Raw genomic sequence first — 23476 nt, forward strand, 5'->3', positions numbered from 1 at the left:
GGGGTCCATGGCGGCGGCCGTGAAGGTGATGGCGGCCGTCAGGGTGGTCTTGCCGTGGTCCACGTGACCGATGGTCCCGATGTTCACGTGCGGCTTCGTGCGCGTAAAGGTTCCTTTTGCCATGTTCTTTACTCCCTCCAAGTGGTGGATTCACACGCAAAATCGCCCCTTTGATCGGGCGTCCCCCGCGCATACCGCAGGGTTCTGATGGGGTGACCCACATTGGGTTGATTCTCGCCAGGGCAGTGTCCCGCCGTGCTGGCACGTTGCGCTGGGAATTCCAACGCACCGAAGAAGAAGGATACAGGATCAGGGGCGGGACGGCAAGGGGCCAGCACATCCTGCCTCCCCAGCCCATCTGTTCCCAGCTCAAGCACAGGCGACAGCCTGAGCCCAGATCTCACCCTAATGACGGGTGTAGGCTACCACCTGCTTGTCAAAGGCGCCGATCAGCATCACGATGCCCAGAACCGTGCCGATGGGAAAGATCAGCAGACTGAAGACGCCGATTACGATGGCCGAAACGCGGCCCCAGCTGCGGCCTTCCAGGACGGCGCGGCGCGTGAAATACAGCCATAGGATCAGGATGGCCGTGATGGCAAAGGAGAGCCACAGCACCCATTGCAGCTGGTCTGCCGAAAGCCCGATGGGCGGCAGGCCCGAAGTAGACGCCTGCTCGTCGAGACGAGCGAGCAGATCCGTCAGGGTGGGACCGGAGAAGGGCAGCGTCAGCAGGGAAAGAGCGTTGTAAAAGACACCGATCAGCAGAGGCAGTGTCAGAAACAGCAGGCGTGGCGGCCGGGGGCCGGGTTGGGGGGAAGTGGGAGCGGTCATGCCTTGCCAGAGTACCGTGCCGGACCTGAAAACGGCAGCAAAAGAACAGCAGCAAAAGAACAGGCCCGCCGATCACGGCGGGCCTGTTCTTTCAGTGCCGGTTTACTTCTTCATCAGCCCCTGGGCGATGTTGTTGGGCACCTGGGTGTAGTGATCGAAGAACATGCTGTAGCTGGCGCGGCCCTGGGTCATCGAGCGCATGTCGGTGGCGTACCCGAACATCTCGCTCAGCGGCACGAAGGCCTTGACGAGCTGGGCGTTACCGCGCGCTTCCATGCCCTGAATCTGACCGCGGCGGCTGTTCAGGTCGCCGATGATGTCGCCCATGAAGTCGTCGGGCACGGTGACTTCCACGCGCATCACAGGTTCCAGGATCGCCGGGGCGCCCTTCTGGACGGCTTCCTTGAGGGCCATGCTGCCCGCGATCTTAAACGCCATTTCCGAGGAGTCCACTTCGTGGTAGGACCCGTCGTAGATGGTGACCTTCATGTCCACGACCGGGAAGCCCAGCATGGGGCCGCTCTGCATGGCTTCCTCGATGCCCTTCTGGGCAGGACCGATGTACTCGCGGGGAATGGTGCCGCCCACCACGGCGTTCTCGAACACGAAGCCCGTTCCGGCTTCCAGCGGCTCGGCCTTGATCTTGACGTGGCCGAACTGCCCACGTCCGCCGGACTGGCGCACGAACTTGCCTTCCACGTCGGTAGCCTTAGTGATGGTCTCGCGGTAGGCCACCTGCGGCGCGCCCACGTTGGCCTCCACCTTGTACTCGCGCTTCAGGCGGTCCACCAGGATTTCCAGGTGCAGCTCGCCCATGCCCGAGATGGTGGTCTGGCCCGACTCTTGATCGGATTCCACGCGGAAGGTGGGATCTTCTTCAGCCAGCTTCTGGAGGCCGATGCCCATCTTTTCCTGGTCGGCCTTGGTCTTGGGTTCAATCGCCAGCTTGATCACGGGTTCCGGGATGTCGATGCTTTCGAGCAGCACCGCGTCGTCGCCGTCACCGATCAGGGTGTTGCCGGTGCCCGAGTCCTTGAGGCCGATCACGGCGCCCAGCTCCCCGGCCTTCAACTCGGTCACTTCCTCGCGGCTGTTGGCGTGCATCTTCAGGAGGCGGCCGACGCGCTCGCGCTTGTCTTTCGAGGCGTTCATCACATAGCTGCCCGACTGCATGGTGCCCGAGTAGATACGCACGAAGGTCAGGCGACCCACGTAGGGATCGGCCATGATCTTGAACGCCAGCGCGGCCAGCTTGCCGTCGGGATCAGCGGGAAACGCCACGCTTTCCTCGCTGTCCTCCATCTTGCCCACGATGGCCGGAACTTCCAGCGGGTTGGGCAGGTAGTCGATCACGGCGTCGAGCAGCAGCTGAACGCCCTTGTTCTTCAGCGAGCTGCCGCACAGCACCGGAAAGATCTTCTGCGCGATGGTGCCCTTGCGCAGGGCGCTGATCAGTTCCTCGGCGGTGGGTTCCTCGCCTTCCAGGAACTTCATCATCACGTCTTCGTCGACCTCGGCGGCGGCCTCGATCATCATGGCGCGCATCTCGGCCACCTTGGCCGCGTACTTCTCGGGGATGTCGCCCACTTCGCCCATCACGATGTCGGTGCCCAGATCGTTGGAGAAGGTATGGGTCTGCATCCGCACAATGTCGATGATGCCCTTGAAGTCGCTCTCCTCGCCCATCGGGTACTGGATGGGGGCGGGAATGGCGCCCAGGCGCTCACGGATGTCGTTGATGACCAGATCGAAGCTCGCGCCGGTCTTGTCCATCTTGTTGGAGAACGCGATGCGCGGCACGCCGTAACGGTCGGCCTGACGCCACACGGTCTCGCTCTGCGGCTCGACGCCCTGAGAAGAGTCGAACACGGCCACCGCGCCGTCCAACACGCGCATGGAGCGCTCCACCTCAATGGTGAAGTCCACGTGACCGGGGGTGTCGATGATATTGACGACGTACTCCTGATCGGTGCCGGAGCGGGTCCACTTAGCGGTGGTGGCGGCGGCAGTGATGGTGATCCCGCGCTCGCGCTCCTGCTCCATCCAGTCCATCGTCGCGGCGCCGTCATGCACCTCACCAATGTTGCGGTTGCGCCCAGTGAAGAACAGGATGCGCTCGGTGGTGGTGGTCTTACCCGCGTCAATGTGCGCGGCAATCCCGATATTGCGGAAATGGGTCAGGTAATTTGTGGCTTTGGTGGTCATCTAGACTCCCTGATTCAGAGGGGAAGCGTGTCTCGCCCCCCGTGATTGCTGGTGAAACTAAAAAAAATGTGCGCCCGGTATTGTGCGCCCTTCACCTAAAATGGACGGCAGGAAAACCCACCGTCCAGTCTAGTACCACTGGGCGGAAAACCCGCTTACCAGCGGTAGTGCGCGTAGGCGCGGTTGGCTTCTGCCATGCGCTCGATATCGTCTTTTTTCTTGATCGAGCCGCCACGGCCCTGGGCGGCATCCATGATCTCGCCGGCCAGGCGCTCGATGGCGGTGCGCTCGGGGCGGCTGTCCACGGCGGCCATCATCCAGCGCAGGGTCAGGCTCTGCTGACGGCGCACGCTGACCTCGACGGGCACCTGGTAGGTGCTGCCGCCTACGCGGCGGCTGCGCACTTCCACGCGCGGCTTGATGTTGTCGAAGGCCTGCTTGAAGATCTTCAGGGACTCCTGGCCGGTGCGCTCCTGCACGACTTTCATGGCCCCGTAGAAAATACGGCTGGCGAGGTTCTTCTTGCCGTCTTCCATGATGCGGTTGATGGTGGCGCTGACCAGCACGTCCTGATACACCAGGTCGGGCTGGAGGGGACGCACTTCTGCTCTGCGGCGACGTGCCATGTTGAACTCCTTAGATATTTTTGTGGTGCGCCGTGTTTAGGCGCGGATGACTTGATTCATTGGCCTGACCTCCGGCGAACATGGGTGTTCTTGCCGCAAGGGGGCGTGCCGACGGTTCCCCTGACTCCTGAGAGCAGGGGAACGTTTACTTCTTGGCCGCCTTGGGCTTCTTGGTGCCGTACTTGGACCGGCTCTTGTTGCGGTCCTTGACGCCCTGGGTGTCGAGGCTGCCGCGCACGATGTGGTACCGCACGCCGGGCAAGTCCTTGACGCGTCCGCCGCGAATCAGCACGACGCTGTGCTCCTGCAGGTTGTGGCCTTCGCCGGGAATGTACGCGGTGACTTCAAAGCCGCTGGACAGACGCACGCGGGCAATCTTGCGCAGCGCCGAGTTGGGCTTCTTGGGCGTGGTGGTCTTGACGACCGTGCACACGCCGCGCCGGAAGGGGCTGCCCTTCAGGGCCGGAACCTTGTTTTTCTTCTGGAGCGTGGTGCGCCCCTTGCGGATCAGTTGCTGGGTGGTAGGCAGGGTGAATCACTCCTCGTGTTCGGTGTTCCGAAAAGACATGCGGCTTGCTCGGAAAGTAGGGCCAGCCCACGCGTACGGGGCCGGGCGACGGGTTGACAGGTGAAGCTTTGAGGTGATCACGCACTCCTGGCGCACTTGCGGGGCTGTCAGCATCAGCCTTAAGGTGACTTGCCGGAGCGGCATGCCGAAAAACTCCACGCGGTGCAACCCTGGACCGGGGCAGTTTTCAACCTTCGCATATTACGCCTGCAGGCAGCGGGGACGCAAGAGGGCCCGTGGAACAGTCAGCTGAAGCTCTCCGGAAGGTAGGTTTCACGGCCCTGGGTGGTTTTCACGTAGGCGCTGCGGCCCAGGTAAATGGCGGCCTCGCCCAGGAACAGTTGCCGGTCATCGTAGAAGGCCGGATCGTGGCGAACCTCCAGCACCTCGCCCACGAACAGGTCATGGTCCCCGGTAGGAACGGTCTGAGTCACGCGGCAGCGGTAATGCAGGTACGCGTCGGCCAGGGCCAGCGGCGCATCGGGCAGGGTGTCGAGACCCAGCCGGGCCAGTTTGTCCTGCTGTGGCAGGTCATGCAGCGACAGCACCCCCGTGCCCTGGATCGGCTTTGAGAGCGAGGCCGGCAGGAAGTTGATGCCAAACGTACCGCTCTGTGTCACCAGCCCATGCGTGGCCCGCTCCCGCCCGATCAGCACCCCGTAGAGCGGCGGCTGGGCGCTCAGGGCGGTGTGCCAGCCGGCGGCCATCACGTTGCGGACCCCGCCGTGTTCCGCCGTGACCAGCGCCACCGTGCCGGGGTAGTAACCGAAAAACTGCGTGCCTGTCTCGCTGAGCATGAGGGGCAGGATAGCGGGCGGGGGCTGTGGCACAGGTAGAGAGGTTGAAGTGTTCCTACTGGCGTGTCAGTTCCAGTTGCCCGCTGTTGAAATCGGACCGTTCCCACTGCCCGGCCACGCAGACATCGTGGTTCACGAAACCGCTGCCGCCTGCGCCGTTGTACCGGCTGACGTTGTAGAACGTGACCATCACGCCGTAATGGTCCGTGAAGCCGCCAGGGCAGGCGCTGCCACTGCCCAGGTCAGCGGTGGCATTGACGACCACCGGACTGGCCTTGTAGACGCTGCGCGTTCCCGTCAGGGCGTAGCTGTCGCCCGTGACACGGCTTTTGACCGTGCCCGTCACCGCGAGATCCTTTTCCACAATGGTGACGTCCAGCAGGGCTCTGTCGTTGTTCAGGCCCACCAGCCGCCCGGTGTACTTGCCGTTCACGTCAATGTCGGCGTCGTTGGGGATGGGCGAGAAGGCGTTGCAGGCAGACAGCAGAGTGGCGCTCAGGCCAAGAGCCAGCCTGGAAGGCAGGAGCCGCATAGAGCATCATAAGCATGGCGGGCAGGCGCACGGCAACGCCCCTCTCCCCACGGCCCGTATTCTGTGCCTCATGTCTTCATCCCAGCCCACCGTGACCCGTATCGCCCCCAGTCCCACCGGGGACCCGCATGTGGGCACCGCCTATATCGGTCTGTTCAACTTCGTCCTGGCGCGGCAGGGGGGCGGCAAGTTCATCCTGCGCATTGAGGACACGGACCGCAACCGCTACGTCCCCGACAGCGAGAAGCGCATCTTCCAGATGATGCAGTGGTTGAACCTGACGCCCGACGAATCGCCCTTGCAGGACGGCCCCAACGGTCCCTACCGCCAGTCCGAGCGCACCGAGTTGTACGGCCAGCACGCCCGGCAACTGGTGGAAGGCGGCCACGCCTACTACGCCTTCGAGACCCCCGAGGAACTGACTGCATTGCGCGAGCAGGCGCAGGCGGACGGCACGGTCATCGCCGTGCCCAGCCGTGACCTCGACCCCGCCGAGGCGCGGCGGCGGGTGGCGGCGGGCGAGGCCGCCGTCGTTCGGCTGAAGGTGCCGCGTGACGGCGAAACCGTGGTCAATGATCTGCTGCGCGAGCCGATCCATTTTCGGAACGCCGAGATCGACGACAAGGTGCTGCTCAAGGCCGACGGTTACCCCACCTACCACCTGGCAAACGTGGTGGACGATCACCTGATGGGCGTGACCGACGTGGTGCGCGCCGAGGAATGGATCACCAGCACGCCGATTCACGTCCTGCTGTACCGCGCCTTTGGCTGGGACACGCCCCGCTTCGCACACATGCCGCTACTGCGAAACGCCGACAAATCCAAGATCAGCAAGCGCAAGAACCCCACCAGCGTCGAGTGGTACATGGATCAGGGCTACCTGCCTGAAGCGATGCTGAACTTCCTGGCGACGATGGGCTGGACCCACCCGGACGGCACCGAAATCTTCGATCTGGACGAGTTTCAGCGCACTTTCCGGCTGGAGGACGTGACGCTGGGCGGCCCGGTTTTCGATCAGGACAAGTTGCGCTGGTACAACGGCAAGTATTTGCGTGAAGTCCTGAGCGAGAAAGAGGTAACCAAACGGCTGCACGATTTCCTGCTGGCCCACAAGTCTGAGCTGCCGCTGGACGCCTATTTCCGGGCCGTGACCCGGCTGCTGATTCCACGCATCGAGGTGTTCAGCGACTTCCTGGACAAGACAGGTTACTTCTGGTCCGAAGATTACCCGGTCAACGAGAAGGCGCAGAAGGCCATCGACGGCGCGCGGGAACTGCTGCCGGAGCTGGCGGGACGCCTCAAGAACCTGCCTCAGTGGGATGCGGAGAACATCAGCGCCCTGTTTCACGCTTTCGCCGAGGAAAAGGGCCTGAAGCTGGGCAAGGTCATGCCCCCGGTGCGCGCCGCCGTGGCCGGGACGCTGGAAAGCCCCGATCTGCCGCAGATGCTAGAGGCGTTGGGCCGCGAGCGCGTGGCGGCGCGGGTGGAACGGGCGGCACACTGAGGAAGCGAAAAATATAGAACCGGGCGGGGTGGGGAGCAGGTTGGCCCCGCCTCTTGGTATGTGTCGTGGCGCAGGATCGTGGCGTCTCAGGGCCATCAGGGGATCGGCCTTGATCGCCTTTCCATTTCCCATAATGAATAGTTGACTCCAGAGAACTGTTTACCTAGAATACACAGATGCCTCCGCCCCCTGCCTCTTCCCTGGTCCCATCCTTGAGTACCGAACAGGTGGGCCGTTTCATGGGCGCACTGTGGCGTTTCGGGCGCTCGTTCAGACAGGAGCTGGACGCGCTGCTGCTCGCTCAGGGCGAGCTGGATTCGCCGCGCTTCAACGTCTTGCAGGGCATCCGCAGCGGCCACAGCTACCCCAAGGCCCTGGCCGCCCACCTGCACATGCCGCCCACCCTGCTCAGCCGTTATCTGGATCAGCTGTGCAAGCAGAACCTGATCGAGCGTCAGATCGACACGGAAGACTCGCGCCGCATCCACCTGAACCTGACGCCAGAAGGCGAACGGCTGGCGGCCAGCGTGATTCAGTCCTTTCTTGGTCTGGCCGCCGCCCGGATGCACGACATCGATCCCGAACGTCTGGGCGTCCTGACCGCCCTCCTTGAACAGCTCGACGCCCCGCCTTCCACCCCTTCCCAGGAGAACGCATGACCCAGGCCACCCTTCAACCCGCCGCCCAGCAGTTCACCAAACAGGAGCGCCAGATCACGCTGGTCGGCCTGCTGGTGGTCTTCCTGCTCGCGGCGCTGAGCCAGACCATCGTCAGCACCGCCATGCCGCGCATCATCGAAGATCTGCACGGCTTCAACCTGTACACCTGGGTCACCACCGCCTACCTGCTGGCCAGCACGGTGATGGTGCCGATCTACGGCAAGCTGTCTGACCTGTACGGGCGCAAACCGATTCTGGTGTTCGGGGTGGTGCTGTTCCTGTTCGGCTCGGCGCTGTCGGGGCTGGCCGGCGAGCCGTTCCTGGGCAATTTCCTGGGCGGCGGCATGAACCAGCTGATCGCCTTCCGCGCGGTGGCCGGGCTGGGCGGTGCGGCGCTGTTCACGATTGCCTTTACCATCCTGGCCGACATGTTTGAGCCGGCCGAGCGCGCCAAATTCGGCGGGCTGTTCGGCGCGATCTTCGGCCTCGCCAGCGTGATCGGCCCCGCCGTGGGCGGCTTTCTGACCGACAACCTGAGCTGGCGCTGGGTCTTTTACGTCAACCTGCCGCTGGGCCTGCTGGCCCTGTTTCTGATCATCGTCAAGATGCCCCGGCTGACGCACCGCATCGGCGGGCGCATCGACTACTGGGGCGCGGCGCTGATCCTGCTGACCACCATTCCGCTGCTGCTGGCGCTGACCTGGGGCGGCACCACCTACCCGTGGGGCAGCACCCGCATCCTGAGCCTGTTCGCGCTCAGCGCCGTGAGCCTGCTGGCCTTTATCGCCGTGGAGGCGCGCACGCCCGACGCGATCATTCCGCTGAGCCTGTTCAAGAACAGGATGTTCAGCTTGGGCAACCTGGCGTCGTTCATCATGGGCATGGCCTTCCTGGGCGTGATTCTGTTTCTGCCGCTGTTCATGCAGACCGTACTGGGCGTCTCCCCCACCAAGAGCGGCTTTTCGATTCTGCCGCTGATGGGCGGCCTGATCCTGTCGAGCATCGTGGCCGGGCAGCTGGTGGCGCGCAGCGGGCAGTACAAGCCTTGGATGATCGGCGGCAGTCTGGTGCTGATCGCCGGGATCTTCCTGCTGACGCAGATCACCGCAGAAACCACGCTGCTGGATCTGGGCTGGCGCATGTTCGTGGTGGGCCTGGGGCTGGGGCCGGCGCAGAGCCTGTTTACCCTGGCGATCCAGAACGGCGTCTCCATGCAGCAGTTGGGCATCGCCACCTCCAGCAGCCAGTTCTTCCGCCAGATCGGCTCCACCATCGGGGCCGCCGTGTTCGGTACGCTGCTGCTGAACAACCTGCACACCGAGTTGCCGCGCGCCCTGCCGGCCATCCCCGGCGCACAGATTGACACCCAGAACTTCGACATCGGCGCGCTGCGTTCCAGCGGCGGCGCGGACGGCCCTGCCGCACAGATCAAGAAAGCTTATGACGCCCAGTACGTTCAACTTGAACGCGCCCTGAACGGGGATCAGGCGGCGGCCCAGGCGCTGACGGGCAACCCGCAGGTGCCGGCCGAGTTGAAAGCCCTGCTGGAAGACGGCGGCCTTCAGGCCCAGGTTCACCAGACGCTGGAAGTGCAGGCCGCCAACGTCGGCACGCTGCTGGCAACGGGCGAGCCGGGCCGTCAGGCGCTGCTTAAGAGCGAGCTGCCCGCCGATCTCAAAGCGCAGCTGCGCGCCCTGCCCGCCCAGGCGCTGAACACCCCGCAGGCCGCGCAGGCCACTGCCGCGCAAATCCAGCAGGGTATCCTGGCGCAGGAGGACGCCGCCGTGCGGCAGACCCGCCAGACCGTGCTGGCCGAACTCAAGACCAAGTTGGACGAGCAGGCCACCGTCCTGGGCGAGCGGGTCACCACCGGCCTCAAGGAAGGCTTCACCGCCAGCATGACCCGTATGTTCGGCACCAGCCTATGGTTCATTGTGGCGGGCTTCCTGGTGGTGCTGTTCATTCCAGTGATTCCCATGCTGGGGGCCACCCACGTCGCGGGGCGCAAGCCGCAGGCAGACGGCGAGGGCAAGCCCACCGCCAGCGACTGAGCTTTCCATCCCTCCAGAGGCGGTCAGACGAAATGGTCTGGCCGCCTTTGTGCGTGGCCGGGAAGAGAGGCCCCGGAGGAACGCCCGTCACCCTGCCTCCCCGTATACTGGCCGGTACTGTGACTGGCTCTATAAACATTTCCGAGGCGGCGCTGGCCTCGTTGATCGGGCTGACCGCCCACGAGATTCCCGGCGTGGTGGGCATGGCCCCCGCCAACCTGAAAGAAGGGATTTCCCGCGTGCTGGGCCGCGCCAACGTCAGCGACGGCGTGGTGATCGGCCGGGAGAAGGAAAGCGGCACGTACACCGCAGACCTGTACATCGTCGCGGCCTACGGCGTCAGCATTCCCACGGTGGCGCGCAATATCGTCGAGCGCGTGGAACACGTCGTCAAGAATCTGGCCGGCATCGAGCTGAGCGCCACCCGCGTCCATGCGGTGGGGGTTCAGCGTGCCTGACCACACCCAGACCCTGAAGCCTGCCGATCTGGCCCGGATGCTGCGCTACGCCACCGACTGGCTGGGCGTGTACCGCGAGGAAGTCAACGCGCTGAACGTGTACCCCGTCCCCGACGGCGACACCGGCACCAACATGCACCTGACCATGCAGTCGGTGCGGCGCGAGCTGGAAACGGCTGATACGGGCAGCATGGCGGGAGTCGCCCGCGCCATCAGCTACGGCGCGCTGCTGGGCGCACGCGGCAACAGCGGCGTGATCCTCTCGCAGCTGCTCAAGGGCTTTGCAGAAGTGATCAAGGACAGGGCGGAGGTGGACGCGCCCACCCTGATCCGCGCCCTCGACGCCGCGCAGAGGAGCGGCTACGGCGCGGTGATGAAACCGGTGGAAGGCACGATCCTGACCGTGGCACGCGGCGTGGCCGAGGGGGCGCGCGGCGACACGGTAGACATGGTGCTGGAAAACGCGCTGTTCAAGGGTCAGGAGCTGCTGGACAGGACGCCGGAGATGCTGCCCGCCCTCAAGCAGGCCGGGGTGATCGACAGCGGCGGCCAGGGCTACCTGTACATCGTGCAGGGGATGCTGGCCGAGCTGCGCGGCGACGAGCTGCCCGAAGCGCCGGAGATCACGCAGTATGCCGCCCAGAGCTTCGAGAACGAGGAATTCGGCTTCTGCACCGAGTTTTTAATGTCCGAGGCCACCAGGCCCATCGAGGACATCCGCGAACTGGTCAGCCCCTTCGGCGACAGCCTGCTGGTGGTGGGCGCGGAGGGCTACGTCAAGGGCCACATCCACACCAACGAGCCGGACGAGCTGCTGGCGACGGTGGGGCGCTACGGCAAGATGCTCAAGACCAAAGTCGAGGACATGTCCGAGCAGCACACCGAGATCCTGGGCATGGCCGGAGCCACCGCCCGCGCCGAGGAGGAACTGCCGCCGTCGGGGCTGGTGGCGGTGGCGAACGGCTACGGGCTGGTCAAGCTGTTCCGCTCTCTCGGCGCACGCATCGTCTCCGGCGGGCAGACCGCCAACCCCAGCGTGCAGGACATCGTGGACGCCGTCCGCAGCGTCAGCGCCGAGCGCGTGATCGTGCTGCCCAACAACAAGAACGTGCTGATGGCCGCCGAACGGGCGATGGAACTGATGGAAGGCCGCGCCGTGGTGGTGCCCACCCGCACGCTGGGGCAGGGCATGGGCGCGGCCCTGGCCTTCCAGCCCGACGTTCCCGCCGACGAGTTGAAAGAGGCCATGACCGAGGCGGCGGGGGCCGTGACCACCTTCGAGGTCACGCGGGCCAGCCGCACCACCAACATCACCACCAAAGCTGGCGACACGCTGGCCATTGCCGAGGGCGACGTGATCGGCTTGCAGGACGACGAACTGGTGCAGGCCGGGGGCAGCCCCGAGGACAGCGTGCTGAAGATGCTGGCGGGCGCCTACAACGGGCAGGAGATCATTACCGTGTTCGGCGGCCCGCAGAAATCGCAGGCCGATCTGGACGCGCTGGCCGGGCGAATTGGCGAGCAGTTCGCGTCGGCGGAAGTCGAGGCGCACGCGGGGGGGCCAGACCTGTACGACTATCTGGTCACGCTGGAGTAATGGAGGAGCGGTGCTGCCTGCCGTGTGCGGGGCAGGCCAGTCCGCGTTCACTCCACGAAGATGTCCAGCGGCAGGAAGGCGCTGACTGTGTAGTTCGGCGCGTCCACCACCTGACTGATCTTGAGGTCGGCGCACGCGCTGGACAGCACGTAGGCCTGTTCCAGACTCAGGCCGCGCGCGGTCAGCCGCCGCAGCAGGGCGCGCAGGGCGGTGCGGGCCGCGGTCATCAGGTCTGGATCGTGGCCGGTGGTGGCGTGCCAGCGCGAGCTGCTGCCGCCGTGTGTGGGCGTAACGAACTCTGGCGTGGTCAGCCCTGCGTCTTTTTCCAGACCCAGGCGCAGCGTGATCTGGCCGGCCGTCTCGATGCCGGTGCCCGACAGTTCGCCGTCGCCCTGCGCGGCGTGCAGGTCACCCACCGAGAACAGCGCGCCGGGCACCTCAACCGGCAGGTACAGCGTGGCGCCCGCCACCAGTTGCCGGATGTCCATGTTGCCGCCCACCTGCCGGGGCGGCGCGGTGGGATGCGGGCCGTCCGCAGCGGGCGCCACCCCGATCACGCCGGGAAAGGGAGCCAGCGGCAGGCGGATCCCCGGCAGAAAGTCGGTGTGGGTGCCCGGGCGCAGGTCCCAGAAATGCGTGTAGGGTTGCAGGCCCTCGTCGGCCAGTACGGCATCCAGCAGGCCGATGCCGTTGGGGCGGCAGGCCGTCCAGCCCCACGCGGCAGTTCTGACCTCCAGAATCTCGACTTTCAGGGCGTCGCCGGGCTGCGCGCCTTCCACGACCACCGGGCCGGTCAGCGGGTGGCCGCGCGGCGCATTCCGCGCGGGAAATGTGTCGGCGCGGATCAGGGCGTCCAGTTCGGCAGGAGCCTCCAATTCACCCGCCCCCACCCGCCGCGCCACCCCACCGTCGGAGGCGTCCAGCGTATCGAGTGTCACGGTGTCGCCGGGCCGCACCCGCAGCGCAGGCGACAGCGTGCGGTCCCAGACGGTGTGGATGTGCTCGGCGCTCAGGTGGTGGTGGGCCATGGCGCACAGGCTAGCGGTATTGGGGGGCGATATTCTGCACGGCGATGCCTGACCCACACGCCGCCCTGCCCTTTGCCGCCACCGTTCACCCACAGGCCCGTCCCGCCGCCCGCCTGACCTGGGACTCGCGCGAGGCTGGCCCCGACGTGGCCTTCGCCGCGCTGCCCGGCGAGAAGATGCACGGCAACCGCTTTGTCGAGGCGGCCCTGGACGCGGGCGCCCCCTTCGTTCTGACCGATCTGGACGTGCCGCGCGCCGTGCGGGTGCCGGACGCCTGGGCCGCGCTGAAAGCCTGGGCACAGACCGAGCGGGCGAAGAACCGGCAGGTGGTGGGCATCACCGGCAGCGCAGGCAAAACGACGGCCAAGGCCTACGCGGCGGCGGCGCTGGACGCGCACTTCATGCCGGTCTTCAACACCCAGCCTGCCATCGCCTGCTTCCTGATCGAGTGTGGGGCCTCGGATCGCCCGCTGGTGGTGGAAATGGGCATCGACCGCCCCGGCGAGATGGCCGAACTGGTGGAGCTGGTGCGCCCGGACGTGGGCGTCGTCACCGCGATTGGCCCGGCGCATCTGGAACAACTGGGCAGCGTGGAGAACATCGCCCGCGAGAAGGGGGAGATTCTCCGGGGCGTGCGGGGGCTGGTGGGCGCACAGGCCGCGCCGTTCTATCCGGGAGCCGAGAGCTTCGGTTTCGGGGCCGTCACCCACGCCGGACAGGATTTAAAGGTCACGCCGCAGGGGGCCACCTTCACCTTCGACGGGGTGGAGGTTGGGCTGCCCCTGGCCGCCCGCGTGCAGGCCGAGGCCGCCGTGCTGGGGCTGACCCTGGCGCGGGAGGCAGGTCTGGATCTGCCAGCGGCGGCGGCACGCCTCGCGCAGGTCAGCGTGCCGGGCGGGCGCTACCGCGTGCATGCGGGCCGCTTCACCGTGATCGACGACGCCTACAACGCCTCGCCCGTGGCGGTGAGTGCTGCCCTGAATGCCCTGCACGCCCTGCCAGGCCGCCGCATCAGCGTGCTGGGGCGCATGCTGGAGCTGGGCGACACTGAACGCCAGCTGCACGCGGAGGTGGGGCAGGAGGCGCGGGCCAGGGCAGACCTGACCTACGGCGTGGGCGCCTTCGCCGCCGAACTGGGCGAGCGGGCTCACGCCACCGTGCCGGAGCTGACGGACGCCCTGCTGGCAGAGGTGCAGGACGGCGATGTGGTGCTGGTCAAGGCCAGCCGGGGCATCTCGTGGACAGCAGAGAGGCGCGCTCAGGAGGGCGTGGGGCTGGACGTGGTGGTGGACGCCCTGCTTCAGTGGCGGGACAGCGCCAAATAGTCCTGGGGCGTGGGGAACTGACGCAGGTACGCCAGCGCCCGTCCCCAGGCCCCCGGCGGAAAGTAGCCGGGAGCGGCGTGATCGTTGGCGGCACAGAACTCGGCCAGCGGCACGGTGATGTCCTCCACCCCGCCTTGCCAGTACGGCGCGTAGGCGGCGTGGTGGCGGCGCAGCAGGCCAGCCTCGGACACGTAGCCCTGCGCGTCGAAGGCGGTGATGCCGTCGGTGACGTAGATGTGGCTGCCGTCAAAGCCGGGTGTGGGGTAGATGAACCGGGGCCGGAAGCCCGCGTCCGGGTACGTCTCCAGAAAGGCGAAGGCCAGGATCTGACACGCCCCCGCCGAGAAGAACGCGACGTCCGGGCGCTGGTAGCTCAGCCGGGCGCTGTCGAACTGCTCCCGGGTGCGGGCGAAGACGGTGATGGGCTGCCTCATACAGTCCACCCTAACGCCGGGGATAGTGGGTTCCATGCGCCGTCTCCTCACCCTGTCTTGTGGCCTGCTGTTCCTGGCCGCCTGCGCGCCGGCCCCGGCCCGGCCGCAGTCGGCCTCTCGCCCCGCCGCTGTCGCCCCGGCGGATCCCAGTTTCCGGGCCGCCTTTGCCTCTGAAGGCGTGGCGTGGGTGGCCGGTGGCCGGGCCTGCGTGGCGCGTGCCCCGTCGTACCGGGCGGTATGCCCCCGCCTGCCCCCAGCGGTGGACGTGGGCTGGAACGGCGGTGACGCCTGGGCCGCCATTCCCGGTCTGGGCGCAGTGATCACGCTGGACCGCGCTGCCCAGACCGTGGCGGTGGGCCGGGTGGTGGCCCTGAGCAGTAACCGCGCCTACCGCGAGGACGGTACCGCCGTGACCTACGCGGGGGCGGCGGCGCGCGGCGTGATCGGCGCCCCTGCGGCGGCCCTGACCGGCGGCGACGGCCAGGATTACGTGCTGCTGGGCGGCCAGCTGCTGCGCGTGGGCGACGGCGTCGTGCTGGAGAGGGGTGCGGGGCCGTACCTGCAGCGCACCCCCACCGGCGCAAAGTCAGCGGACGTGCCAGGGACCGTGAGCGACTTTGGCAGCTACCGCCTGGTGAACGGCGAACTGCAGCGCCTGGACGCGGCGGGCGGCGTGGTGGGCCGCGTTCCGCACGGGCCTGGGCGCATTGGGCTGGTGGGGGGCGACGTGGTCACCGTCAGCCCGCAGGGTCAGGTGCGCGTGTTCGGGCTGGACCTGCGGGAAAGGTAGCCAGAGCAGCCGACGCCCCCTGAGGGCAGCGGAATCTGCGCCCCCTGACCTGAAGCCATGCGTCCTTGCGCGGCGCTTCAGTGGAGGCCTCAGTCTGAAAAGCCGGCAGATGTGTGGACCCGTGAGCCTCTGCCCACTCGCCACCCTCTCATGCAGCGACCTCTCCACCCCTCACGGACGCCACTGAGACCGCAGTGCGAGAAACAGCCCTGGGCGGCCAGCCAGGGCCGCCGGTCCAGGCTGGCTTTTGGCGGTGTCAGAGTTCGGTAAGCACCCGGATGATTGCATGGGGACGCTTATGGTAGCGCCAGTTTCCCGCCCAGCCGTCCGCCGTCCTTCGCTCTCTTTTCGCGTCTGGAACAGCTCCCGCCAGATGAGCATCTGATAAAAATCGCCTTGATCTGGAGGGAGAATGTCTAGTTTCGTACAACGTCTGCTCAACCCGCGTCCCGCCGCGCTCGGGGTGGAAATTGGCACCAGCGCCATCAAGGTGGTATCGCTCAGGGCCGGTTCGCCACCGTCGCTGCTGCATGCGGTCATGACGCCCACGCCCATCGGCAGCATGCAGGACGGGCTGGTCGTCGAACCCCAGGCGGTGGCCACCGAGCTGCGCAACCTGCTGGCCGAACACCGCATCACCACCCGCTACGCCGTGACCGCCGTGCCCAACCAGTCGGCGGTCACGCGCAACATCATGGTGCCCAAGATGGACCGCAAGGACCTGCAGGAAGCCATCAAGTGGGAGGCCGAGCGCTACATCCCGTACCCGATCAACGACGTCAGCCTGGACTTCGACGTGCTGGACGATCCGGCCACCATCCCCGAGGACGGGCAGCTGGAAGTGGTGATCGCCGCTGCCCCCACCGAGGCCGTGGCCCGGCAGATCGAGGTGCTGCGGCTGGCGGGCCTGGAACCCACCGTGATCGACCTGAAAAGCTTCGCAGCCCTGCGCGCCCTGCGCGGCAACCTGCTGGGCGAGCACCTGACCAAGAGCACCCTGACCGGCACCAACTACACCGAGTCCGGCGAGGTGGCGCTGGTCATGGAGATCGGCGCGAGCAGCTCGGTGATCAATCTGGTGCGCGGCGACCGGGTGCTGATGGCCCGCAACATCAACGTGGCCGCCGACGACTTCACCACGGCGCTGCAAAAGGCTTTCGATCTGGACTTCAGCGCCGCCGAGGACGTCAAGCTGGGCTACGCCACGGCCACCACCCCCACCGAGGACGAGGAAGACCTGCTGAACTTCGACATGGCGCGCGAGCAGTACAGCCCGGCGCGCGTGTTCGAGGTGGTGCGCCCGGTGCTGGGTGACCTGATCACCGAGATTCGCCGCTCGCTGGAGTTCTACCGCGTCCAGAGCGGCGACGTCGTGATCGACCGGACCTTCCTGGCCGGGGGCGGCGCGAAGCTGCGCGGCCTGGCCGCCGCCATCAGCGACGCGCTGGGCTTCCGGGTGGAAGTCGCCAGTCCGTGGCTGACCGTGCAGACCGATCAGGCGGGCGTGGACACCGGGTACCTGCAGACCAACGCGCCCGAGTTCACCGTGCCGCTGGGCCTGGCGCTGCGGGGGGTGGGCAGCCGTGGTTGAAATCAACCTGCTGCCCGCGCAGTACCGCCGGCAGTCCGCGCCCAGCGCGTGGCGCTACGCCACCTACGCCCTGGTGCCGCTGACCGTGGCCGCCATCCTGATTCCCGAGGTGGTCACGGCCACCCGAGTGGGCGACCTGAATCGCGAACTCGACGCCCTGAACGGCGAGGTCGCCGCATTGGCTCCGGCCAAGCAGGAATTCGACGCCCTGACCGCCGAAGCCCGGTCGCTGGAACAGGTCACGGCCATCGCCGAGCAGCTCAGGACCGGCAAGACGTACTGGACCAACGATCTGGCGACCTTCACCGCGCAGCTGCCCGGCGACAGCAGCGTGGCGGTCAACACGCTGTCCATTCGCGACCTGGACGCAGGCAACCTCAGCAGCCTGCAACAGGGCGGCATCTACATGGGCAAGGCGGTGACGCGCGAGATCGACCTGAGCGGCACGGCCACCAGCCAGCAGGCCGTCGTGAACTTCCTGAGGCTCTACGAGAACAGTCCCAACTTCGGCGTCAACTTCAAGTCCCTGCAGAGCAGCGCCCAGGGCAACCCGGCCCAGGACGGCGGCGCGGCGGCCCAGCCGCAGTACACCTTCACGGCCAGCATCGGGATCGTGGGCAGCCCGCCGGCCGGAGAACAGACTCCTGCGGACGCGCTGCAAGCCGCTCCGGGGACGGTCTCTACCGCACCGGCCGCCGCGCCGGCACAAGGAGCGGGCAGTGTCAACTAAACTCTCCCCCCGAAACCTATTTCTGATCGTGCTGGCCGTGTGCCTGATGGTGCTGGCGCTGTGGTTCGTGCTGCGCTTCCAGCCCCGGCAGCAGCAGATCACGGACCTGCAGGGTCAGCTGGAGCCGCTGCAGACCCGCGTGACGGTCATGCGTTCGGCCTCCCAGGGCCTGCCCGCGCTGCGTGAGCGCGTCGCGGAGTTGCGCACGGACCAGCAGGAATTCCTGACGGCGCTGCCCAGTGCCGCCAATTTCGGCTCCGTCCTCGATGAGCTGCGCCGCACCACGGCGGCCACCGGGGCCACCCTGAATACCTTCACGGTGCAGGGCGGCGGCGCGGCCCCCGGCCTGCCCGGCGGCGTGCGGCCCATCGGCCTGAACGTGGGCGTGACCGGCAAATTTGCCCAGATGTTCGAGACCCTGCGCGCCCTGGAGACCGCTGGCCGCTTCACCACCGTCAGCAACGTGGCACTGCAACTGCCCGCCGCCACCAGCTTCGATCCCGAACTGGAGGGCACCCTGGGCCTGACCGTCTACACCTTTGACCCGGCCCAGGCCAGCGCGTCGGCTCCTGGCAGCGAGCCGCAGGCACCGGAAGCGGCCCCCAGCGCCCCAGGAGGCACCCAGTGACCCGCGCGCCCCTCAAACTCTCCCGCGAGATGAAACTGCTGCTGCTGCTGCTGATGATGGTGGCCCTGATCGGTGCGTGGTACGTCTGGACCAACAGCCGGACGGCGGGCGCCCTGCCCGCGCAGGGAACGGCGCCGTCCACCACCGGGGCACCCGAAGGCAGCGCAGAACCTGAGGCCCTCGGGGCAGAAGGCAGCGCCACGCCAGCCCCCGCGTCAGGCACCGACGCCGGAACGCCAGCGGCAGGCAGTACCCCTGGCACCGAAACGGGTCTGGCCACCGACAACTCCGCCGCAGGAACCGTTCCCGTCACTGCGGGCAGCGGCGAGTCCGCTCAGGACGGGGCCGGCACGCTGGCCGTGCAGCCCAACCGGCCCGTGGAAATCGAGGTGATTCCCCCCTTCCCCACCCCCGAGGTCAGCGGCAGTGCCGACGCGGACGCCACCACACCCGGCGGAATCAACCCGCAGGCCAGCGTGGCCGCCGTGCCCAGCAACAACCCCTTCCGGCCCCTGAATCTGGCCCAGAGCGCCCAGGCCGCGGCAAGCGAACCCGTCACGGCCGACAGCGCCCCGATCTCCTCCCCATCCGACGACCAGAGCCAGAACGACGTTCCATTCACGCCGGTCACGCCCAGCACCGCCGGACCGCTGGCCCTCAGCCCTATTCCCGGCGCGGGCGGCAGCACCAGCGTCACGTCCGGCAGCCTGAGCGGCCTGCCCACCATTCCTAGCGGGGACGGCAGCACCGATCTGGCCAGCCCCTCCAGCGCCCTCCCCGGCAGCACTGCGGCTGGCACGACCGTCTCCGGCGGCACGCCGGGGCGCACCATCGCCGGCACCAGCGGTGATTCCGGCGTGACCGTGATCGGTGGCAGCACCGGCAGCGCGACCTCCGGTGCTGCAGCCCGGACCACCCCACAAGGCAACGTGGTCATCACTGCGCCTAAGCCGCCCAAACCCATTGCGCCGCCCATCGCCGGGGTCAATGTGCCCAGCGTGACCCGCGTCGCAGCCACGCCGTCCAGACCCACCGCGTCCGCATCCGCAGACAGCGCCACTTCCGGCGCGGCCACGGCGACCGGCACCGCCACCAGCCGCCCGGTGCCCGGAACTCCCCAGGTCATCACCTCACTGGGCCAGGACGCGGCGGAAGCGGACGACACGCCCGCAGCGCCCGCCGTCAGCCAGCTCGAGCAGTTCGTGCAGAAACGGCAACTGGCCTTCAACGCCGCCGTGCTCGGTCCCATCAACACCGCCATCTTCCGGGGCCAGAACGGCTACGTGGTCGTCGCCGTGGGCCAGACCCTGCCCGATTCCCAGGTCACGGTCCGGGAAGTGAACGCCACCAGCGCCGTGCTGAGCCTGGGCACCGACCTCAAAACTCTCGAACTGGACCAAAGGTGAGCCAAGCCATGATGAACCGTTACGCCCTTCTGCTGACCGCCGCGCTCGGCATGGCCGCCGCGCAGACCGCCCCCGCCCAGACTGTTCCTGCCCGGACTGTTCCTGCACAGCCCCTTCCGTCCCAGACCGTTCCTGCCACCTCGCCCGCGCCCAGCGCCGCCCAGACGGCGGTGTCCGATCCTCAGCTCTCCGGCGCGAAAGTGACCTTCGAGGTCCGCCGGGCGGGCAGCGACCTGGCCTCCATGCTGATCGCCCTGGCGATGAGCGCCGGCTACGAGATCATCATCGAGCCCTCGGTGGACGGCGTGCTGCAGGCGAGCAGCGTGGCGGCCCCCAGTGCTGAAGCGGGCAGCGGCAGCGCCGCAAGCAGCGTCGTGTCGTACTCGTTCAAGAACAAGCCCTTCAACGAGGTCTGGCCGCTGGTGCTGGACATCTACGGCCTGAGCTACGAGTCGCTGGGCATCGGTGGCAAGACCGTGCTGCGGGTGGGGATCAAACCCATTCAGAAGATCGTCAAGCTGCCGGCCAGCCTGAGTGCCGCCGACACCGAGCGCCAGCTCAAGCTGTCTTTCGGCAGCCTGCGCAAGATCACCAGCAGCCAGACCAACGCCGCTCCGGCGGGGGCCAGCGCCGCCGGGACGCAGACCAGCGCCACCACCACCGAGGCCAGCCAGGAGGAGATCATCCTGGACTCGCCCACCATGCGGATCGTCGCCGAACCGGCCTCCAACAGCGTGATCATCCGGGGCACCAACCAGGAAGTGGCACAGGTCGAGCGGCTACTCGGCCAGATCATCGCCGCGCAGGCCTCGGCCCCCGCCGTGGTCAAGCCCGCCCCAATTCCCAACGTTCAGCGCGTGTACAGCGTCAATGGCCGTCAGGACGACGTGGTGGGCCTGCTGGGCGCGCAGTACCCGGCCCTCAAGGTGTCGGCGGTGGGCAGCACCGGGCAGGTGGTCGTCAGCGGCCCCGAGGACCAGCTGACCGAGGCCTTCAAGCTGCTGGCCCAGGTGGACCGCCCCGTCAGCGCCGCGCCGGATCCCAAGACGTCGGTTCAGGTCTACTCGGCCAAAGGAAAGGCTGAAGACGTCACCAAATTCCTGGCCGCCCAGTATCCGGGCCTGAAAGTGACGCCCATCGGCACCACCGAGCGGCTGGTCATCAGCGGCCCGCAGGACCAGCTCAGCGCCGCGATCGCCCTGCTGGGTCAGGTGGACGTGGCCGCGCCTGTGGCCGCCAGCACCGTGCAGCGGGTCTTCACGCTGGTCAACGCCAGCGCCGAGGAGGTCAAGGCCACCCTGGAAGGCACCCTGGCGCGGGACGTGACCCCGGCGGCCCCGGCACTGGCCAACGTGCCGGTCAACGCCACCGACGCCAACGGCAACGCGATCACCGTGACCGTGCCGACCAACAAGACGGACGCGGCCCAGACCCCTGTGGGCACGGCCCAGCCGACGGCCAGCACGCCGGACAGCGCGAATATTATCGCCGACGCCCGCACCAATACCCTGATCGTGCGCGGGACCCAGACGCAGGTCAACCAGATTGCCGAACTGATCCCGCAGCTCGATCAGGTGGTGCCGCAGATCAACGTGCAGGTCCGCATTCAGGAGATCAGCGAGACGGCGGCCCGCAGCCTGGGCGTGGACTGGAAACTGGGTCTGGGCGGCTTCAATGTCAGCCTGGGCGGCGGCGGCCTGGCCGCGTCCTTCGATCCCACCCGCAGCCTGATGGGCTTCAACCTGGGGCCGACCCTCAAGGCCCTGGAATCGCAGGGCATGACCAAGAGCGTCTATGACGGCTCGGTCACGATGCAGAGCGGTCAGCGTTCGCTGGGCGGCAGCGGCAACACCCAGAACGCCTCCAGCACGGCGGCGGCGAGCATCAAGAGCGGCGGGCGCCTGGAGCTGAACATTCCGTCCAGCGCCGGCAACATCGAAAAGCAGATCGACTACGGCGTGAACCTGGACTTCTTCAACCCCCAGGTGGCCCCCGACGGTTCCATCACCATGCGGGTGCGCGGTCAGGTCAACGACCTGCAAAGCCCCATTCCCGAAACCGGCCTGCCCAATGTCCTCAAGTTCGCCAACAGCGAGGCGCAGAGCCTGATCACCTTCAAAAGCGGGCAGACCGTGCTGCTGAGCGGCCTGCTGAGCACCAAGGAGACCAGTTCCAAGGCAGGAACGCCTTTCCTGAGCAGCCTGCCCATCATCGGCGCGGCCTTCGGCAAACAGAACACCGAGCGCACCCAGACCCAGCTGCTGGTGGTGATCACCGGCAACATCGTCAAGTAACGCCGCTGCTGGCGCCTGTCCCCCTCCCACACCAGGAGGGGGTTTTTGATGGCTCCCCTGCCCGTACCCCACCCTGGCCTGTTTGGGCATGGCCGGTGGGCGGGCGCGTGCCGGACGCTACAGTCGGCCCATATGAGGTATCTGACCGCTGGGGAATCGCACGGGCCGCAACTGACGGCCATCATCGAGGGGGTGCCGTCGGGCCTGCCGCTGGGCAAGGGCGACATCGACCCGTGGCTGCGGCGGCGGCAGGGGGGCTACGGGCGGGGGCGGCGCATGGTGATCGAGACCGACGAGGCGGCCATCCTCAGCGGCGTGCGGGCGGGGCGCACCACTGGAGCGCCGATCGCGCTCTCCATCGAGAACAAGGACCACCGCAACTGGACCGAGATCATGTCGCCGGAGCCGGGCAATGAGCCGCGCAAGAAGGCGCTGACCGACGCCCGCCCCGGCCACGCGGACCTGACCGGCGGCATCAAGTACCGGCACAAGGACCTCAGAGACGTGCTGGAACGCGCCAGCGCCCGCGAGACGGCCTCAAGGGTGGCGGTCGGAGCCGTGGCCCTGAAGTTGCTGGAGGAACTGGGCATTCAGGGCGCGAACTACGTGTCGAGTCTGGCCGGCATCGAGACCAAACAGGCCTTTCGCTGGGACGCGCTGGAGGCCATCGAGGACAGCGACCTGCGCACGCCCGACACCGACGCTGCCGAAAAAATGCGCGAACGCATCGACGCGGCCAAGAAGGACGGCGACACCCTGGGCGGCATTCTGGAGGTGCGGTTCCGGGGGCTGCCGGTGGGGCTGGGCAGCTTCGTCCACTGGGACCGCAAGCTGGACGGGCGCATCGCGCAGGCGTGCCTGAGCGTGCAGGCCATGAAGGGCGTGGAGATCGGGCGGGCCTTCGACAACGCCGTGAAGGCCGGCAGCGGCGTGCATGACGCCATCCACTACCGTGACGGCACCTACGCCAGAGACACCAACGGCGCGGGTGGCCTGGAAGCCGGCATGACCAACGGCGAGGAACTGGTGGTCCGGGTGGCGATGAAGCCGATTGCCACCCTGATGAAGCCGCTACCCACCGTGAACGTCGTGTCCCACGAGGCGTCCGACGCGGCCCGTGAGCGCAGCGACACCACCGCCGTCCCGGCCGCCGGGGTCATCTTGCACTGCGTAATCGGTCTGGTGATCGCCGACGCCATTCAGGAGAAATTCGGCGGCGACACCCTGACCGAGTTGCAGGAGCGGGTGGCGGCGGCGCGCGCCTACGCCCAGACGTATTAATGGCACAGGTGGCCTGATGGAGAGGGGTGAGGTGGCGGCGCCGTTGCCTCTCTCGGCGGCATTCCCCGGAGGCCTCCCAGAATGCGTTGAGCACGAGCTTCAGGCGCTGCTGGCAACCCCGACTGAGGCGCCAGACCG

Annotated in this window: 22 protein-coding genes; 13 read left to right on the forward strand and 9 right to left on the reverse strand. The window is 67.2% G+C overall.

What is annotated here, in order from left to right:
• The 7 genes from FHR04_RS06530 to FHR04_RS06560 form a co-directional block, all read right to left on the reverse strand.
• Positions 1-123, reverse strand: a 123-nt coding sequence (locus FHR04_RS06530) for a GTP-binding protein (RefSeq protein ID WP_249039025.1), incomplete at its 3' end; no start/stop codon positions are given.
• Positions 124-405: 282 nt separating this feature from the next.
• Positions 406-834, reverse strand: coding sequence for a hypothetical protein (locus FHR04_RS06535; RefSeq protein ID WP_139401810.1), 429 nt, complete (start codon positions 832-834; stop codon positions 406-408).
• Between the two features lie 102 nt (positions 835-936).
• Positions 937-3039, reverse strand: coding sequence for an elongation factor G (gene fusA, locus FHR04_RS06540; protein ID WP_139401812.1), 2103 nt, complete (start codon positions 3037-3039; stop codon positions 937-939).
• A gap of 155 nt (positions 3040-3194) precedes the next feature.
• On the reverse strand, positions 3195-3665 hold the full coding sequence (gene rpsG, locus FHR04_RS06545) for a 30S ribosomal protein S7 (protein ID WP_039682839.1): 471 nt from the start codon (positions 3663-3665) through the stop codon (positions 3195-3197).
• Between the two features lie 145 nt (positions 3666-3810).
• On the reverse strand, positions 3811-4194 hold the full coding sequence (rpsL, locus tag FHR04_RS06550) for a 30S ribosomal protein S12 (RefSeq protein ID WP_039682837.1): 384 nt from the start codon (positions 4192-4194) through the stop codon (positions 3811-3813).
• 284 nt (positions 4195-4478) lie between these two features.
• The gene (locus tag FHR04_RS06555; protein ID WP_139401813.1) at positions 4479-5030 is read right to left on the reverse strand and encodes a flavin reductase family protein; all 552 of its coding nucleotides are present in this window, start codon (positions 5028-5030) and stop codon (positions 4479-4481) included.
• A gap of 55 nt (positions 5031-5085) precedes the next feature.
• Positions 5086-5562 (reverse strand): hypothetical protein, encoded by a 477-nt coding sequence (locus tag FHR04_RS06560; protein WP_139401815.1) that lies wholly within the window; start codon positions 5560-5562, stop codon positions 5086-5088.
• A gap of 70 nt (positions 5563-5632) precedes the next feature.
• Here FHR04_RS06560 and gltX point away from each other — a divergent pair, with 70 nt between their 5' ends.
• The 5 genes from gltX (at position 5633) to FHR04_RS06585 (ending at position 11831) form a co-directional block, all read left to right on the forward strand.
• Positions 5633-7066, forward strand: a complete 1434-nt coding sequence (gene gltX, locus FHR04_RS06565) for a glutamate--tRNA ligase (RefSeq protein ID WP_139401817.1) — start codon at positions 5633-5635, stop codon at positions 7064-7066.
• 212 nt (positions 7067-7278) lie between these two features.
• Positions 7279-7725, forward strand: coding sequence for a MarR family winged helix-turn-helix transcriptional regulator (locus FHR04_RS06570; protein WP_052195275.1), 447 nt, complete (start codon positions 7279-7281; stop codon positions 7723-7725).
• Positions 7722-9776, forward strand: coding sequence for an MDR family MFS transporter (locus tag FHR04_RS06575; protein WP_139401819.1), 2055 nt, complete (start codon positions 7722-7724; stop codon positions 9774-9776). Before FHR04_RS06570 ends, FHR04_RS06575 begins: the two co-directional genes overlap by 4 nt.
• Positions 9777-9895: 119 nt before the next feature.
• Positions 9896-10234, forward strand: coding sequence for an Asp23/Gls24 family envelope stress response protein (locus FHR04_RS06580; RefSeq protein WP_139401821.1), 339 nt, complete (start codon positions 9896-9898; stop codon positions 10232-10234).
• 37 nt (positions 10235-10271) lie between these two features.
• Positions 10272-11831 carry a DAK2 domain-containing protein gene (locus FHR04_RS06585; RefSeq protein WP_139402132.1) on the forward strand — a complete coding sequence of 520 codons (1560 nt, stop codon included), beginning with the start codon at positions 10272-10274 and terminating at the stop codon, positions 11829-11831.
• A gap of 47 nt (positions 11832-11878) precedes the next feature.
• Here FHR04_RS06585 and FHR04_RS06590 read toward each other — a convergent pair whose 3' ends face one another.
• On the reverse strand, positions 11879-12859 hold the full coding sequence (locus FHR04_RS06590; protein ID WP_139401823.1) for an acetamidase/formamidase family protein: 981 nt from the start codon (positions 12857-12859) through the stop codon (positions 11879-11881).
• Between the two features lie 44 nt (positions 12860-12903).
• Between FHR04_RS06590 and murF the strand changes: the two genes are divergently transcribed.
• Positions 12904-14184 carry a UDP-N-acetylmuramoyl-tripeptide--D-alanyl-D-alanine ligase gene (murF, locus tag FHR04_RS06595; protein ID WP_139401825.1) on the forward strand — a complete coding sequence of 427 codons (1281 nt, stop codon included), beginning with the start codon at positions 12904-12906 and terminating at the stop codon, positions 14182-14184.
• Here the strand turns inward: murF and FHR04_RS06600 are convergent.
• Entirely contained in the window at positions 14160-14618 is a 459-nt protein-coding gene (locus FHR04_RS06600) for a hypothetical protein (RefSeq protein ID WP_139401827.1), read from the reverse strand. The genes murF and FHR04_RS06600 overlap by 25 nt on opposite strands.
• Positions 14619-14652: 34 nt before the next feature.
• Between FHR04_RS06600 and FHR04_RS06605 the strand changes: the two genes are divergently transcribed.
• From FHR04_RS06605 to aroC, 7 genes are all read left to right on the forward strand, one after another.
• On the forward strand, positions 14653-15408 hold the full coding sequence (locus tag FHR04_RS06605; protein WP_139401829.1) for a hypothetical protein: 756 nt from the start codon (positions 14653-14655) through the stop codon (positions 15406-15408).
• A 412-nt stretch (positions 15409-15820) separates the two neighbouring features.
• Positions 15821-16999, forward strand: coding sequence for a type IV pilus assembly protein PilM (gene pilM, locus FHR04_RS06610; RefSeq protein ID WP_039682819.1), 1179 nt, complete (start codon positions 15821-15823; stop codon positions 16997-16999).
• Positions 16992-17729: a fimbrial assembly protein gene (locus tag FHR04_RS06615; protein ID WP_139401831.1), complete on the forward strand. Its 738-nt coding sequence runs from the start codon at positions 16992-16994 to the stop codon at positions 17727-17729. Before pilM ends, FHR04_RS06615 begins: the two co-directional genes overlap by 8 nt.
• Entirely contained in the window at positions 17719-18357 is a 639-nt protein-coding gene (locus FHR04_RS06620; protein ID WP_139401833.1) for a type IV pilus inner membrane component PilO, read from the forward strand. The genes FHR04_RS06615 and FHR04_RS06620 overlap by 11 nt, the downstream gene beginning before the upstream one ends.
• Positions 18354-19763, forward strand: coding sequence for a hypothetical protein (locus FHR04_RS06625; protein WP_139401835.1), 1410 nt, complete (start codon positions 18354-18356; stop codon positions 19761-19763). Before FHR04_RS06620 ends, FHR04_RS06625 begins: the two co-directional genes overlap by 4 nt.
• A gap of 8 nt (positions 19764-19771) precedes the next feature.
• Positions 19772-22057, forward strand: a complete 2286-nt coding sequence (locus FHR04_RS06630; RefSeq protein ID WP_139401837.1) for a type II secretion system protein GspD — start codon at positions 19772-19774, stop codon at positions 22055-22057.
• Positions 22058-22189: 132 nt separating this feature from the next.
• On the forward strand, positions 22190-23338 hold the full coding sequence (gene aroC / locus FHR04_RS06635; protein WP_139401839.1) for a chorismate synthase: 1149 nt from the start codon (positions 22190-22192) through the stop codon (positions 23336-23338).
• The last annotated feature ends 138 nt before the right edge of the window (positions 23339-23476 follow it).

Origin of the sequence: Deinococcus radiopugnans ATCC 19172 (assembly GCF_006335125.1) — a bacterium.
In the GTDB taxonomy this organism is placed as follows: Bacteria; Deinococcota; Deinococci; order Deinococcales; family Deinococcaceae; genus Deinococcus; species Deinococcus radiopugnans.